The sequence below is a fragment of the Pseudoclavibacter sp. 8L genome, assembly GCF_902506465.1.
Taxonomy (GTDB): Bacteria; Actinomycetota; Actinomycetes; order Actinomycetales; family Microbacteriaceae; genus Pseudoclavibacter.
The window spans coordinates 371963-386600 of the sequence record NZ_LR733186.1 but is presented as its reverse complement, the minus strand read 5'-3'; the positions used below and the strand labels follow the sequence as shown (position 1 = coordinate 386600).

Here is a 14638-nt window from a genome sequence, read left to right as displayed (position 1 = left end):
TTTCGGCGGCGGGCACCGATGGGATGCTTGGGCCGGCCGATCTTGTTGTCCACCCTGAGCGAAGTGCAGGGGTCACCACGCTTTCTTCTGCGTCGCCCGTTGCTGCATGTAAAGGAGCGCGATCGAGAGCTCTGACGCAAGGCGCTCGGCGGCGAGCGCGTCACCTTCGAGGGTGACGCTGCGCGGGAGGGGCGTGTTTCGTCGTTAATGGGACGATGCACGTATGACGAAGAAGACATACACGTCGCTGGCCATCAACCGTGCCGTGGTTGAGCTGCGAGAAATGCGGGACCGTGAGCTCGCCCTGGTGGCAGGAGCACTCCTGGACACGTCGCTCGAGACAGCGCTGCGATTGCATTTCGTTCAGGTGAGCTCGCGAGTCCACGACCGTCTGTGGGAGTCACCCGGAGTGCTGGCGGACCTCGGAGCGAAGATCGACATCGCCCGCGCCTCAGGCCTCATCGGCCAAGCCGCCCACGCAAGGATGCACCTCATTCGCAAGGTGAGAAACGAGTTCGCGCACTCCATCGAGCCGCTCACTATGGATGATGGGAAACAAGCGCGTTTCGTTGATGACTTGATCCGCCGAGGATTCGACGCGGACATGTCGACGGCCGATGTCGCGGCGACCTATGAGATCGAGCACGGACTGCGCTTCTACGACATGGACTTCTACCCTGACGAGATCGAGGATCAGATCACGGACAATCGCGGCGTGTTCGGCTTCATGGTTCCAAAGATCCCCGGGCGGGACACCGTCAGAAATGCTGCTTTTCAGCAGGTGGCCATGCAGTGTGTAGCGTCAGCCGTCGCGCCGGTGCTGCATCTCTGGATCGACCGGAGTGACTTCAGTGCTGAACTCCACGAGGGCGCCTACCCGTTTGATGAGTTCGTGACTTCATCACGCACCAGGCCCACGAGCGCAGCGACCGACCAAGAAGCGTCGACGGACCCGTCGTAGGGGTCACGTAGCACGAGCCTACTTTCCGGGGAGATGTGAGCCAGGATCTCGGGATCGGCGTTGAGATGCTCGAGAACCCCTGGTGAGCGTCCGTTGCGTTTCATTGGCCATGCTTCGACGGTAGCACCGGCCTTTCGAGATCACAGCGGCTGTTTCGGATGCGAAGTGCCGTCCTGCCTGGTGGTGCAAATGAGATTGTTCGGCGTCCACTTGCAAGGGGAACGCCCCATCTCCTCAGGGAGGTGGGGCGGTTTCGTGCATTCAGGCCGTTCCACGGTCCTCCTGACGTGGTTGCTCTCGCGCGTCGATCATGTGTGGACCTAATGTCTATGTCGTGCGAACATCCGCCGGATGCGTATCGGGTGTCGTTGTCAGCTCCCCGCTCGATGAACTAAGGAGAACCGCCTGTGGAAACTGGACCTGACCGATCGAGTGACGGGCTGACTAGGAGATCGCTGCTCTGGGGTGCTCTTGGCGCTGGTGCAATGGGTGGCCTGACGCAAGTAGCGCTTCCGGCACCGGCGGCCGCGTCGTCGACGTTCCCTCCGCTTGCAGATGTCATCGGCGTAGCCCCACCGGGGCGTGGTCTCTTCGAGCCGAACGAGCAGGTCATGGCGAAGTACCTTATGACCGTGCAAGGCATAGCGAACGACATCGTTGACGACGACGACGAGACCTACGGCTTCATGGCGGGTATGCGTTGGCGGCCTCAGGACGAACGGAACCAGCATCCAGGCAACGCTCGCGTCATGGAGCATGTCGTCACGCTGAGCCACGTCTACGCGTTCTGGACAAAGTGGAACAAAGGTTACAACGAGTCCCCACGCGGGTACGTGAACGACCCGAATCTCCTGAAGCGGCTCGAGGCTGCCATTCGTCACTACTGCAATCTGCAGCTTGTCGCTCCAGATGACCCTGCCATCAATGGCGGCTACCCGGAGTACAAAGATCGTCCGGGTGTTCCCTCGCTTGCGGCGACCACGTTCGGGATGGTGGCCCAAGCCGATACGTACTACGCGCTACGGAGCCGCGGCGTGGCGGAGGCCAGCCGGGTCAAGCTACGAGTCAGTCTCGTGCGTGCGGCGAACTGGTTCATGAACCAATCAGCGAGCCACTGGAACACGCCGATCTACGCGTTCAATCAGGTCGCTGCGGGCCTCGTTGGGGTCCAACGAACGTTACAAGTTCTTAACCCCGGAACGTTGTCCTGGACTCAGGCGGATATCGACGAGCGAACTGCCTTCCTGTGCGCGAACGGCCAAGCGCCGGCTGGTTTCTTGCACGAACCCTACGGCGCAGACTTTGGCTACAACTTCACGGTCACCATGCCGGACCTGGCATGGCTGCATCGAGAGACGGGACACTCAAGTATCGTCCCGCTCGTTCAGCGGTATGTGGAGTTCATGCGCCATGCGGTGATCCGTGAGCCTGACACGGGAACCCTCTCGCACGTGCCAGCTCTACACGTTCGCAATGTCGTAAGGAATCTGGATCGAGACCCAGCAGACCTGCAGGACAGAGGTGCACTAGCAAAGCACTTTCTGGAACACGTCCCAGATATCGCGCTCTTCTTCCCAACGTTGGAGGAGAAGAATGCAGCTCGGAAAAGTTTCAAGGAGAACCCCAGCGCGGTCACGGAACTAGACCCAACGAAGATATCGACGTCGCCTCGGACCTGGATGTACGGTCTCCTCGCTCCTGATGGGCCACCGCAAGCCACGCGAGCTCAGGTCGAGGCGAACCTGCCGCTGCTGACGAACGATCGCTTCACCAAGATCGAGGACGGGTCGAAGAACGACCAGTATCTCTTCGTTCGTCGACCTTCGTACTACGCAGTGAGTGTCTTCGGTGATTGGATCGAGACTTACCGTTCGACTCGACAACTTGGTACTCTCTGGAATCCGGCGATGGGCACTGTGCTTGTCGGGACGAACGACCCGGAAAGCCCTGAAGGCTGGGAGACTTTGGGGCCACTGAGCACTTTTTCGACGCGCCAGTCGAGCTCGACCTCGCAGTTCTTCGATAATCGGACCTCGGCCGCGGGGCAGATCAACGTGGCAGCTGTTCGCTCGAAGACGGGTTTGTTTTCGCAACGCACACAATCAGTAGCGGGGTTGCCCGACTACGTAACGGGCTGGGGGTATTGGGACCAGGGCCTCAGGTTTACGTTCCGCACGCAGATGGCCGGTAGCTGCACGCAACGACTACCCCTTCTGCTCAAGAATGGCGACACGATCACATTCTCGGACGGTACCGTTTTCGTGCCCGGAAACGCCGATCTGGAGGTGCAAGCGACGAGCTTCGTCTTGGCTCGCGGGGGCAAGCGCGTGCTCTTCAGTTATGGCCCCACGGCGCGTAGGACGTTGATCAAGCGGAATCCTTCACCGCCGCCGGTCGCTGACATCGCCGATGGGACCATTCATCGAGTTGGAGTCCTCTTCGAGACGCAGATCGATGTGAACATCGTGTTCTTGAACGACGTCGCATCCGAACCTGTCCAAGCTGAAGCGCACCGGCGAGGCAGCAGCGAGGTCTCCCTAAGGGCCACCGTCTACCCGGCGTCGCCAAAGGCTGTTGCCGAGCTGCGAATCTCGGGGACGGGCGTGAGCAACACACTGGTGCTTTCCGCATCCGGCTTCCAGGTGTTCGAGCGAACTCTCTCCCAAGTTCCTGCTGCAACTACCGCCTTATTAGTGGCTGCACACGCGTCCGACGGTTCGCTGACCGGCAGCACAACCATCGAGATTCGCTAGCACGTCCGGCACTGGACGCCCACGTCGAGTCGCCCAGCCTGAACCGCCCCATCTCAAAGAGGTGGGGGCGGTTTTGTGTGTTTAGAACGCTCCCTCCCAGCGGTGAACGCATCTCATCGCCGTCAAGGATGAGTCGTGCCATGTCCCTGCCGATGTCGACAGGCAGGCGAAACACGACAGTCTGTGAGATCACACCGTCGTGTCCGAGCTCGAAAGTCCAGCCTCCGTCGCTGTAGATCTGAAAGTTGATGAGCCCAGTAGGCAAAGAGTCGCCGAAGAGGAGGCCATCGTGAGCCTCCATGTAGGCCATCCCTCCGCTCAGCGCGACTCCGTGTAGGTTGCAGACGCTGTATTGGCGAACGAAGGACTCGCTGGGAGTCTCGAAAATGTGGCGGAGCCTTCCTGACAACCAATATCGGCGCATCTTGAAGTAGTCATGCCGAGGATGCTCGCACAGACCACCGAAATCGGACTCATGGGGCAGGATCGGGGAATGACCCGCCTGACCGACGACGAGCTCCTCACCACTGGGCAGGCAGCTGCACTCCTCAACATGCAGTCGAGCACGCTTCGAAATTGGAAGTACCTCGACGTCAAAGACGACGGTCACCGGGGCCCGAAGGCCACCAAGGTCGGCCGGCTCGTCCGCTACCGCCTGAGCGACATCGAGGCATGGATCGCCGAGCAGAACTCGTGACCGCACCCGAGTTCCTGTCCCCACAGCAGCTGTGCGAGCGCATCCCCGGGCTGACGATCGCGTCGCTCGCAACCCAGCGATCGCGTGGGGGAGGTCCGCCCTTCCGCAAAGCGAACGCGCGCGTGGTTGTCTATGTCTGGTCTGAGTACTTGGAGTGGCTTGATTCCACGAAGACAACTCGCGCTGACCGCTATAGGGGGCGCCCGTGAACTGCAGTGCGTCATTCGACAGAGGGGCCCCCGGAATATCGCTCGCCCGTACAGCCGTGTGAACGCGTACCGGGGCTCACCGTGCGAAAAATCGCCTCGCAACGCCAGCGCTCAGGCGGTCCGCGGTTCTTCAATCCCACGCCGCAGACAATGCTGTACGAGTGGGGGGGGGAGTACATCGACTGGCTCGAGAGTCAGAGGACATCTCAAACCGACAAGTTTGGCTCCCGCCCGAGCTAAGAGGGATCTCGCCCCCACGGACGCGAAGAGAGCCCAGCACGCTCGGGTGCTGGGCTCTCCGTGCGTGCTCTAGGAGCCTGAGGCCCCCGCGATGATCTCGCGGATGACGTCGTTCGCATGCCCTACCGCCCCAAGCAGCGCGTCGACGTTCTCGTGCGACACGGACTCGGGATCCAGTGGCCGGCGGAACCGCTCAAGACTGACGAGTCGAAGAACGCGATCCCGATCCCCGCCGAGCTCGCGCTCGAGCTGAACCGAGTCCCGCAGAAGTGGGGGAGCGAGACGCTCGTCGTCGGCGCGTTCGGCCGCACCGTCTCGCCCTACCGCATCGAGGAGGAGTTCCGGCGCGTGCGCGTCAACGTCGAGTGGCTGCCGGATGGCTTCCGCATCCATGACCTGCGGCACTACTTCGCGAGCCTCCTCATCCATGAGGGGCTCAGCGTGAAGGTCGTCCAGGCGCGTCTGCGGCACTCGTCCGCAAAGACGACGCTCGACACCTACGGCCACTTGTGGCCGGACACAGACGAGTCCGCACGAGCGGCGATCGCGAAGGCGTTCACTGCTCGTGCGGACACGGTGCGGACACAAGGCCCGGAATCGTTGGTATCTAGCTACACCCCGTAGTAGAGCTCGAACTCGTACGGGTGCGGACGCTGCGCGAGCGGCTGCACTTCGTTGACCGTCTTGTAGTTGATCCAGTTCTCGATGAGCTCCGGCGTGAAGACGTTGCCCTTGGTGAGGTACTCGTGGTCAGCCTCGAGAGCTGCGAGCGCCTCAGGCAGCGAGGTGGCGAGCTGCGGGATGCTCTTCGCCTCTTCCGGGGGAAGCTCGTAGAGGTCCTTGTCGACGGGCTCGTGCGGCTCGATGCGGTTCTGGATGCCGTCGAGGCCTGCCATGAGCTGGGCGGCGAACGCGAGGTACGGGTTGGCCGAGGCGTCCGGTGCGCGGAACTCGATGCGCTTCGCCTTCGGGTTGGAGCCCGTGATCGGGATACGGATCGCAGCCGAGCGGTTTCCTGCCGAGTAGACCAGGTTGATGGGAGCCTCGAAGCCCTTCACCAGACGGTGGTAGGAGTTCGTCGTCGGGTTGGTGAACGCCGCGAGCGAGTTGGCGTGCGCAAGCAGACCGCCGATGTACCAGCGAGCCGTGTCGGAGAGCGAACCGTAGCCGGCCTCGTCGTAGAAGAGCGGCTCGCCATCCTTCCAGAGCGACTGGTGCGTGTGCATGCCCGAGCCATTGTCGTTGTAGAGCGGCTTCGGCATGAACGTGGCCGACTTGCCCCACTGCTCAGCGGTGTTCTTGACGATGTACTTGAACTTCAGGATGTCATCTGCAGCGCTGACCATCGTGTCGAAGCGGTAGTTGATCTCCTGCTGCCCGCCGGTGCCCACCTCGTGGTGCGAGCGCTCGAGGATGAAGCCAGCCTCGATGAGCTTGAGCGTGATGTCGTCGCGCAGGTCTGCCGTCTTGTCGACGGGGGAGACGGGGAAGTAGCCACCCTTGAACGGCGTCTTGTTGCCGAGGTTGCCGCCCTCTTCTTCGCGGCCGGAGTTCCAGGCGCCCTCTTCGGAGTCGACCGAGTAGAAGCTCTGGTTCGACGTCACGGAGTAGCGCACGTCGTCGAAGATGTAGAACTCGGCCTCGGGAGCGAAGAACGCCGTGTCGGCGATGCCCGTCGAGGACAGGTAGTCGACAGCCTTCTTCGCGACCTGGCGCGGGTCGCGGTGGTAGATCTCACCGGTGCGCGGGTTGTAGATGTCGAAGACCATGATCAGGGTCTTCGCGTCGCGGAACGGGTCGAGGTACGCGGTCGTCACGTCGGGGATGAGCTGCATGTCCGACTCGTGGATCGACGCGAAACCGCGGATCGAGGAGCCATCGAAGAGCTGGCCGACGGAGAAGAACTCCTCGTCGACGGTCGACGCGGGGATGTTGAAGTGCTGCTGCACACCCGGGAGGTCGGTGAAGCGGATGTCGAGGAACTTGACATCGTTATCGGCGATATAGGCGAGGACTTCAGACGGTTCTTTGAACATGGCTTCTCCGGGTCGTGTCGAAGGTGTTGGCGGACGGGGTCCTGTCACAAGCTAACCACTCGCTGTTGCCCCTTGGTCACTGTTATGTTTCGTGCACGTTACGCAGAGCGTGATATGTGGGGCTCGGGCACCGAGCAGGCTCGGATGGCGAAGGTAAACTGTTCGGATGCCCGCACAGTCAAGCAGTCCGGAGTTCGCACGGCCGGAGAACAACCGCTACCCGGGCTACCGCCTCGGCTACCCCGAGGAAGGGCGAGGCTCGATCGGGCCCATGCGTCGACGCGTCCCTGCCCTCATCGTGGACTACGCCCTCGCTGCCGGCGTTGCGTTCCTCTTCTTCGACTACGAGTCGATCGCGATCCTGCTCCTCTTCTTCTCCATGAGCTCCGTCGGCATCATGCTCTTCGGGGGATCGGCGGGACACCTGCTGTTCCGGATGCGCGTGACCAGACTCGATGGCTCCGCACCCGGGTACGTGCGTCCCCTCGTCCGCCAGCTCCTCGTGACCCTCGTTCTGCCCATGCTCGTCTGGGACAGCGACCAGCGCGGAGGCCACGACATCATGACAAAACTCGCCCTGCGGCTCGTGTAGAGCGACAGGGCGAGTCTCTGGCGGGGATGCTGCGGATCAGCGCATCTGCGAACGCGACGAGCGCATCCGCATCGGGTCAATGCCCTTGGGGATCGGGAGCGCGTTGCTGCCGAGCGCCTTGAGTCGGCTCGTGACGGCGACGATCTCCGGCTTGGTGAGCTTCTTCGGGAGCTTGTTGAGGGTCTTGCGCACCTTGACGAGCTTCACGTCGTCGGCGCCAGTCCCCACATGGAAGTGGTGGATGGGCACGTTGGGCAGGATTCGCGCGGTCTTGCGCCGCTCGTCGTCGAGCAGTCGCTTGGTGCCGGACTTGCTGCCTTCGGTGAGGATGACAACGCCGGGCTTGCCGATCGCACGGTAGACCGCATCCTGCGTCTTCGCGTTGAAGGCGACCGGCATCTCGCTGGTCTGCCAGGTTCCGCGCATGGCGCTGGTGAGCACCTGGCCGGTAGCACCGGCACGTCCTTCGAGCTGCCCGAAGGCCACCCGCTCGGCGCGCCAGTTGAGCGTGAACATGAAGAGGAGCACGCCGACCATGAGGCCGAGGATCATCGTGAGGATCCAGATGAGCGCGTTCGATCCGGGCAGGAAGATGCTCACGAGCGCTGCGATGATCAGGGGGACGAGCACGGCAGCGGCCATGATCCAAGGTGCGGTCTTGTCGTACTTGACCGTCATCTTGAGGACTTGCCAGATCTGCTTGAAGCGACCTGGTTCTTTTTCCGCTGCTGCGCTGGCTTGTGGAGAGTTCGCCATAGTGCATCCAGAATACCGGCACTTCACCCCGTATTCACATTCGGACTCGTGACGACTTCTCCACAGACGATGAAGCTGGTGCACTCCGCTGGTGTGGGGACCGTCAGACTCCCGTTGTGCGAGCCAGAAATCTGCCGGGAACCGACCGCCTCGACCGCCCCGAGTACTTCGACGTCGTGGGCTGGCGGGTCGTCGAGGTGCTCGACGATACCGGCGCCTGGCATCGCCTCCTGGCGGTGTCGAGGGAGCAGGCGGCACCGGATGAGGAGGAATGGCTCTCCGGGGCAGCAGACGTCTCGCAACCGCAGCTTCCTGCCGCAGCTCTCGACGGCACGGTTGAGCTTGTCGTGGAGGTCGAGGCGAGCGGGGGACCGACGCTCACCGAGCTCTGCGAGGTCTTCGACGAGGTCAGCGCCCCGAGCATCCCCGTGCTGCTCGACATTGGTCTGACGGATCGCCGAGAGGCCGTGGCGGTACTCGAGGCGACGATCGGATCCAGCGTGGGGGAGCTGCTCGACCGGCCATACCCCCTCGCGACCGGTGAGATCGTGACGATCCTCGCCCCGCTCGCCGAGACGCTCGCCGAGCTTCACCGAGCGGGCCTCGCTCTCGGCGGCTTGGGCCTCGAGGACGTTCGGCTCACCGCTCAGGGGCGACCCGTCGTCAAGAGGTGGGACACGCTGTCACGCCTCGAGGGGTTCGACGACCGGCTGCAGCCCGGCATCGTCCGCGACTGGAAGGCCTTCGAGGGCTTCGCCGATCTGGTCCTCGCGCAGCTGCCGACCGAGCTCGAGCTGCCGGCGGCACTCGAGCGCGAACTCGACAGGTGCTTGAGCGGTGATGTGGATGCTGAGCTGCCCGAGCGCCTGCTCGACGCGCTCTTCGCCTGGCACGATGCCAGTGACATCCAGGACCCGGCTGCGGGAGAGCGCTCTCCACGTCGGGCCTTGCTGGCGCACGAGTCGACGCTGCCGCACGTGGCTCCGGCTACCGGCGGGCACGATGACTTCGATCCTGCGGGTGCCGACACACGCCGCTTGACCAACTCGCTGCTCGACGGCGATGACGACGATGCAGACGAGGCAGACGGCGACTTCGTGGACGCAGGAACAGGAAGAGTCGTCCGCCGCGGGCACCCCGTGCAGGCCCGTGGGGAAGCCAGACGTCGAGATCGCCCCGAGACTCCCGATCGGCGGGTGTCTCGCGGCGGGCCAAGCAGGAGGAGGCAGCTGGCGCGTCGGCAACCCGGCTTCCTTCGCCGCACGCTGGGCACCATCAGGCTCCCCTTTCGCATCGCGGCAGCTGCCGCAGTGGTCCTGTGCATCTGCGCCGCGGCCCTGGGGCTGCTCGGTGAGGTACCTGGTGGGGGAGAGAGTTCGGCGTCGACCGTGCCAACGAGCGATGCCGGGCCCGCACACACCGCTGGGCCGGACTCTCCGAGCTCCGGGAACCCGCCGGTGAACGAGACGATACCCGTCGCCGACTCAGCTGCGGCCCCTGACTGGCGCGCACGCACCATGGCGGACGATCCGACCGTCGCCGTGCTGGCCCTGGTCGAACGGCGGGCCGAGTGCCTAGCCAGCGCGACGGTGGGTTGCCTCGAGGAGGTCTACCAGAGTGACGCGCCGGGTCTGCACGCGGACCTCGCCCGCGGTGGGGGCACATCAGACCAGCTCGCAGGGCTGACAGCAGCGACGCTCAGGGATCGCTACGGCGACCTCGTCGTGGTTGATCTGTGGCCAGCGGACGCGGTCCAGGCCGCAGAGACACCACCGGCCTCCCTCACGATCGCTCGTGGGGAGGCCGGTTGGCGTCTGCGGGATGTCCGAGGAGCGGCAGCTCCTCAGTGACGGCTCTAGAGTCCGAGCTGCCCTTCGAACGCGCCCTCTTCGAGGCGGTTCTTCACCTGCGAGAGGAAGCGAGCCGCGTCGGCACCGTCGATGATGCGGTGGTCGTAGCTCAGCGCGAGGAAGACCAGCGAGCGAATCGCGATGGACTCCTGGCCGTCCGCGGTCTTCACGACAGCCGGACGCTTCGCGACGATGCCGGTACCCAGGATCGCGCTCTGCGGCAGGAAGACGACTGGCGTGTCGAACAGCGCGCCGCGCGAGCCCGTGTTCGTGACCGTGAACGTTCCTCCCGCCAGCTCGTCTGGGAGCAGCTTGTTGTCGCGAGTGCGCTCGGCGAGATCAGCGATCTGCCCTGCGAGGCCGGCGATGTCGAACTGCGACGCCTTCTTGATGACCGGCGTGAGCAGGCCGCGCTCGGTGTCGACCGCCATCGCGATGTTCTCGGACTCCGGGTAGACGATGGAGTCCCCGTCGACCGTGGAGTTGATGATCGGGAAGCTCTGGAGCGCTTCGGCGGCCGCGAGAGTGAAGAACGGCAGGAACGAGAGCTTGTTGCCCGTCTTCGCGTGGAAGTCGCCCTTGACGCGGTCGCGCAGCTGCGCAATGCGAGTCACGTCGACCTCGACGACCGTCGTGAGCTGTGCCGTCGAGTTCATCGAAGCGACAGCACGCTCGGCGACGACCTTGCGAAGACGCGACATCTTCGCCGTCGTGCCACGCAGCTCGGAGACCTCGAACGGAGTGGGCTCGCCGGGGGTGCCGGCCGAGGCTGCCGCTGCCGGAGCTGCGGACTTGCTCGACTCCGCGAAGGCGACGACGTCTTCCTTGCGGATGCGCCCGCCGACTCCGGTGCCCTGGACCTTCGAGAGGTCGACGCCAGCGTCTGCCGCGAGCTTGCGAACGAGCGGCGTGACGTAGCGGGGGTCGGAGCTCGAGGCGGCCTGAGCCGTCTCCCCAGCCTGCTTGGGCTGCGAAGGCTGCTTGGGCTGCGCCGGCGGCTTCGGAGCGGAAGCGGACTGCTGCGCCGTCTGAGCGGCGGGGGTCGCTGCCTGCTTGGCGGGAGCCTCAGACGTCGTCTCCTTCTCGGGAGCCGGCTCTGCGTAGCCCTCGTCTTCCTTGTCTGCAGGGGCCTCTTCGGCCTCGGGAGCCGCGGCGGGCTGCGAGGTCGACTCGGCTGCTTCCTCGACCTCGGGCTCGGCCTGAGCCTCTTCGGCCGCAGGGGCGCTGTCGTCGGAAGACGACGCGCCAGAGCCGTCGCCGAGGCGAGCGAGCACTGCGCCGACCTCGACGGTCTCGTCTTCGCCCACGAGGATCTCCTCGAGGACGCCGGCGATGGGCGACGGGATCTCGGTGTCGACCTTGTCCGTCGAGACCTCGAGCAGTGGCTCGTCGACCTCGACGGTGTCGCCGACGCTCTTCAGCCAGCGGGTGACGGTTCCTTCGGTGACACTCTCGCCGAGTGCCGGGAGCGTTACGTCTTCGCTCATGATGTGGGTTCTCCTTGAGTGGTTCTGGCTGGTCAGAGGGCGTGCAGCGGGACTCCGGCGAGCAGACGCGCTGCCTCGCCGATCGTCTCACCCTGCGTCGGGTGGGCGTGGATGAGGTGCGCGACGTCCTCTGGGTAGGCCTCCCAGTTGACGATGAGCTGAGCTTCGCTCACGAGCTCGCCGACGCGGCCGCCGATCATGTGGACACCGACGATCGGGCCGTCGTTGACGCGCACGAGCTTGACGGTGCCACTTGTGCCGAGGATCGAGCTCTTCGCGTTGCCCGCAAGGTTGTACTCGGCGGTGGAGATGGCGTCGTCGCCGAACTTCTCCTTCGCCTTCGCCTCGGAGTAGCCGACAGAAGCGATCTCCGGGTCGGAGTACGTGATCTTCGGGATGTTGATGTCCTCGACCTGCACGGGGTTGAGGCCGGCGATCTGCTCGGCCACGTAGATGCCGTGCTGGTAGCTGCGGTGCGCGAGCTGGAGGCCGGGAACGATGTCGCCGATGGCGTAGACGCCGGGGACATTGGTCTGCAGCGTCTCGTCGACGGGCACGAAGCCGCGGTCCGTCGTGACGCCGACCTCTTCGAGGCCGATGCCGTCGGTCACTGGGCCGCGACCGACCGCGACGAGGAGCAGGTCGGCGTCGAGCACGTCGCCCGACTCGAGCTCGACGTGCACGCCGTACTCGTCCTGCGTGACGCCCTTGAAGCGGACGCCGAGCTTGAAGTCGATGCCACGCTTCTTGTAGGCGCGCTCGAGCTGCTTGGAGACGGACTCCTCTTCAGCCGGAGCGAGGTGCTTGAGGCCCTCGACGATCGTGACCTCGACGCCGAACGAACGCCAGACGCTGGCGAACTCCAGGCCGATGACGCCGCCACCGAGGATGACGACGCGGTTCGGGAGCCATTCGAGCTCGAGCGCCTGCTCGCTCGTGATGACGTTGCCCGAGATCTCGAGGCCTGGCAGTGAACGCGAGAAGGACCCGGTTGCGAGGACGACGTTCTTGCCCGTGAGCGTGTCGTCTCCGACCTGGACGGTCGTGGGGGAGACGAGCTTTCCCTCTCCCTGGAAGACGGTGACGCCCTTGGCCTTCAGGAGGCCCTGGAGGCCCTTGAACTTGCTGGCGACGATACCCTCGCGGAAGGCGTTGACCTTCACGATGTCGACGCCCTGGAACTCGGTGAGCACACCGACCGATGATGCCTCGTGTGCGTTGTCGGCAAGCTCTGCCGCGTGGAGCATGGCCTTCGTAGGCACGCAGCCACGGTGGAGGCAGGTGCCTCCGAGCTTGTCCTTCTCAACCAGAGCGACGGTTGAGCCCAGCTGAACGGCGCGGATAGCTGCGGCGTATCCCGCACTTCCTCCGCCAAGGACGACGAGGTCGAAATTGTGTTCTGACACCCGGAAAACTCCCTCAATGGAATTCATAGAGAAGCGGCGGCCGGTTTCTGGTCGCCACGCGCGGCGAAATTACCCCTCAGGGAAGCCTACACGCGTCGAACTGGCAGGAATAACCAGCTCAGGAACGGGACTCGAGCAGTGCGATGAGCGTTCGCACCATCACGCCGGTGGCGCCCTTGGGGACGTAGCCGTAGGCGGCCGAGGTGTTGTTCGAGGGGCCCGCGATGTCGAGGTGCACCCAGGGGATGGCGCCTTCGCCGTCGGCTCGTTCGCCGACGAAGCGCTCGAGGAACGCGGCCGCGACGAGCATGCCGGCCGAGCGGTTGCCGGAGCGCATGTTGGCGAGGTCCGCGACGGGGGACTTGAGCGTGTCGCCGACCTCCTCTGGGATGGGCATCGCCCAGGAGGGCTCGCCGATCGAGCGCGATGCCTCGACGACACTGCTGATCCAGGCGTCGTCGTTGCCCATGACCGCGGTGGTGCGGTCGCCGAGGGCGACGATCTGGGCGCCGGTCAGCGTCGCGATGTCGATGATGAGGTCGGGGTGCTCCTCGCTGGCAGCGGCGATGCCGTCGGCCATGACGATGCGGCCCTCCGCGTCGGTGTTGGTGATCTCGACGGTCTTGCCGCCGTAGATCGTCACGACGTCGTCGGGCCGTGTGGCGGTGCTCGAAGGCATGTTCTCGGCGATGCAGAGCCAGCCCGTGATGGCGACCTTGATGTCGAGCTCCACCGCGGCCTGCAGCACGCCGACGATCGTCGCGGCTCCGGCCATGTCGAACTTCATGCCGACCATCGAGCCGGCAGGCTTGAGCGAGAGCCCGCCCGTGTCGAAGGTGATGCCCTTCCCGACGAGCGCGACGTGCAGCTGGGCGCCTTCCGGCCGGTAGTCGAGACGGACGAGACGTGGGCCGCGCGAGGAGCCCTGTCCGACGGCCGTCAGACCGCCGAAGCCCCCGTCGCGCAGCTGCTCGGCGTCCCAGACCCGTGACTCGATGCCCTTCGACTCTGCGACTCGCACCGCGATATCGGCGAGGGCGGCGGGCGGGAGGTCGTTCGGTGGCGTGTTGACGGCATCCTGGACCAGAGCGACGGACGACGCGATGGCGCTCACCCTGGCGATCTCGGCGGATGCGCGAGCCTCATCGGCAGTCACGACGCTGATCGTGGCCAGCGCGGCGTCATCTTCCTCGGACTTGTATGGCGTGAAGCGGTAGCTGGCCAGGACGGCGCCGAGGAGGACCGCCTCGCGGATCGCGGGTTCGAGGGCGTCGACGTCGACGGAGATGGCCGAGGTGGCGACCGCGCGAGCCAGTGCGCCTCCTGCTCGCCTTGCCTGCTCCTCGTCGCTCGCGTCGCCGAGACCGAGGGCGATGGCCGCTCTGACGCCGCCGTCGACCGGGATGGCGATCTTCTGCGTATCACCGCTCTTGCCCAGGAAGCCCGTGGCCTCGAGATACGGCTCGAGGTCTGGCAGACCGGCGGGAGCCGAGACGGTGAGCGATTCCTCCAGTCGGGTCACGGGGAGCACCAGCAGCTGTGCATCGGGAGCGGATTCGGCGAGTTCCAGGGTGGCAAGCGTCATGCAGGCCAGCATATTGCGAGCGCGCGGGGCCAGGCCTGCCGTCTCGTGCGCCAAGCGCGAACGCCC

11 protein-coding genes are annotated in these 14638 nt (G+C 64.7%); 6 read left to right on the top strand and 5 right to left on the bottom strand.

The features are described 5' to 3' along the window. Positions 1 to 265: 265 nt before the first annotated feature. The 4 genes from GV007_RS08475 to GV007_RS08460 all read left to right on the top strand — a co-directional run bounded on the left by GV007_RS08475 (position 266) and on the right by GV007_RS08460 (position 5484). Positions 266 to 961 (top strand): DUF4145 domain-containing protein, encoded by a 696-nt coding sequence (locus GV007_RS08475; RefSeq protein ID WP_160071874.1) that lies wholly within the window; start codon positions 266 to 268, stop codon positions 959 to 961. A gap of 611 nt (positions 962 to 1572) precedes the next feature. Further along, positions 1573 to 3714, top strand: a complete 2142-nt coding sequence (locus GV007_RS08470) for a hypothetical protein (RefSeq protein ID WP_160071873.1) — start codon at positions 1573 to 1575, stop codon at positions 3712 to 3714. A gap of 493 nt (positions 3715 to 4207) precedes the next feature. Then, a complete protein-coding gene (locus GV007_RS08465) occupies positions 4208 to 4411 on the top strand; it encodes a helix-turn-helix transcriptional regulator (protein ID WP_160071872.1) in 204 nt (67 codons plus the stop codon). A 566-nt stretch (positions 4412 to 4977) separates the two neighbouring features. Then, a complete protein-coding gene (locus tag GV007_RS08460; protein WP_160071871.1) occupies positions 4978 to 5484 on the top strand; it encodes a tyrosine-type recombinase/integrase in 507 nt (168 codons plus the stop codon). Here the strand turns inward: GV007_RS08460 and glnA are convergent. Further along, positions 5472 to 6896: a type I glutamate--ammonia ligase gene (glnA, locus tag GV007_RS08455; protein WP_068492563.1), complete on the bottom strand. Its 1425-nt coding sequence runs from the start codon at positions 6894 to 6896 to the stop codon at positions 5472 to 5474. The two genes, GV007_RS08460 and glnA, sit on opposite strands and share 13 nt — an antisense overlap. A 166-nt stretch (positions 6897 to 7062) precedes the next feature. On the opposite strand from glnA, the gene GV007_RS08450 reads away from it, so the two are divergent. After that, positions 7063 to 7488 (top strand): RDD family protein, encoded by a 426-nt coding sequence (locus tag GV007_RS08450; protein ID WP_160071870.1) that lies wholly within the window; start codon positions 7063 to 7065, stop codon positions 7486 to 7488. A gap of 36 nt (positions 7489 to 7524) precedes the next feature. Here the strand turns inward: GV007_RS08450 and GV007_RS08445 are convergent, their stop codons facing one another. Next, positions 7525 to 8244, bottom strand: a complete 720-nt coding sequence (locus GV007_RS08445) for a DUF4191 domain-containing protein (protein ID WP_104298719.1) — start codon at positions 8242 to 8244, stop codon at positions 7525 to 7527. A 116-nt stretch (positions 8245 to 8360) separates the two neighbouring features. Between GV007_RS08445 and GV007_RS08440 the strand changes: the two genes are divergently transcribed. Further along, on the top strand, positions 8361 to 10094 hold the full coding sequence (locus tag GV007_RS08440; RefSeq protein ID WP_160071869.1) for a hypothetical protein: 1734 nt from the start codon (positions 8361 to 8363) through the stop codon (positions 10092 to 10094). A 5-nt stretch (positions 10095 to 10099) separates the two neighbouring features. Here GV007_RS08440 and sucB read toward each other — a convergent pair whose 3' ends face one another. The 3 genes from sucB to GV007_RS08425 form a co-directional block, all read right to left on the bottom strand. Then, positions 10100 to 11581 carry a 2-oxoglutarate dehydrogenase, E2 component, dihydrolipoamide succinyltransferase gene (sucB, locus tag GV007_RS08435; protein ID WP_104241359.1) on the bottom strand — a complete coding sequence of 494 codons (1482 nt, stop codon included), beginning with the start codon at positions 11579 to 11581 and terminating at the stop codon, positions 10100 to 10102. 32 nt (positions 11582 to 11613) lie between these two features. Continuing rightward, a complete protein-coding gene (lpdA, locus tag GV007_RS08430) occupies positions 11614 to 13014 on the bottom strand; it encodes a dihydrolipoyl dehydrogenase (RefSeq protein WP_442960374.1) in 1401 nt (466 codons plus the stop codon). Between the two features lie 91 nt (positions 13015 to 13105). Beyond that, on the bottom strand, positions 13106 to 14572 hold the full coding sequence (locus GV007_RS08425) for a leucyl aminopeptidase (protein WP_160071867.1): 1467 nt from the start codon (positions 14570 to 14572) through the stop codon (positions 13106 to 13108). Positions 14573 to 14638: the final 66 nt, after the last annotated feature.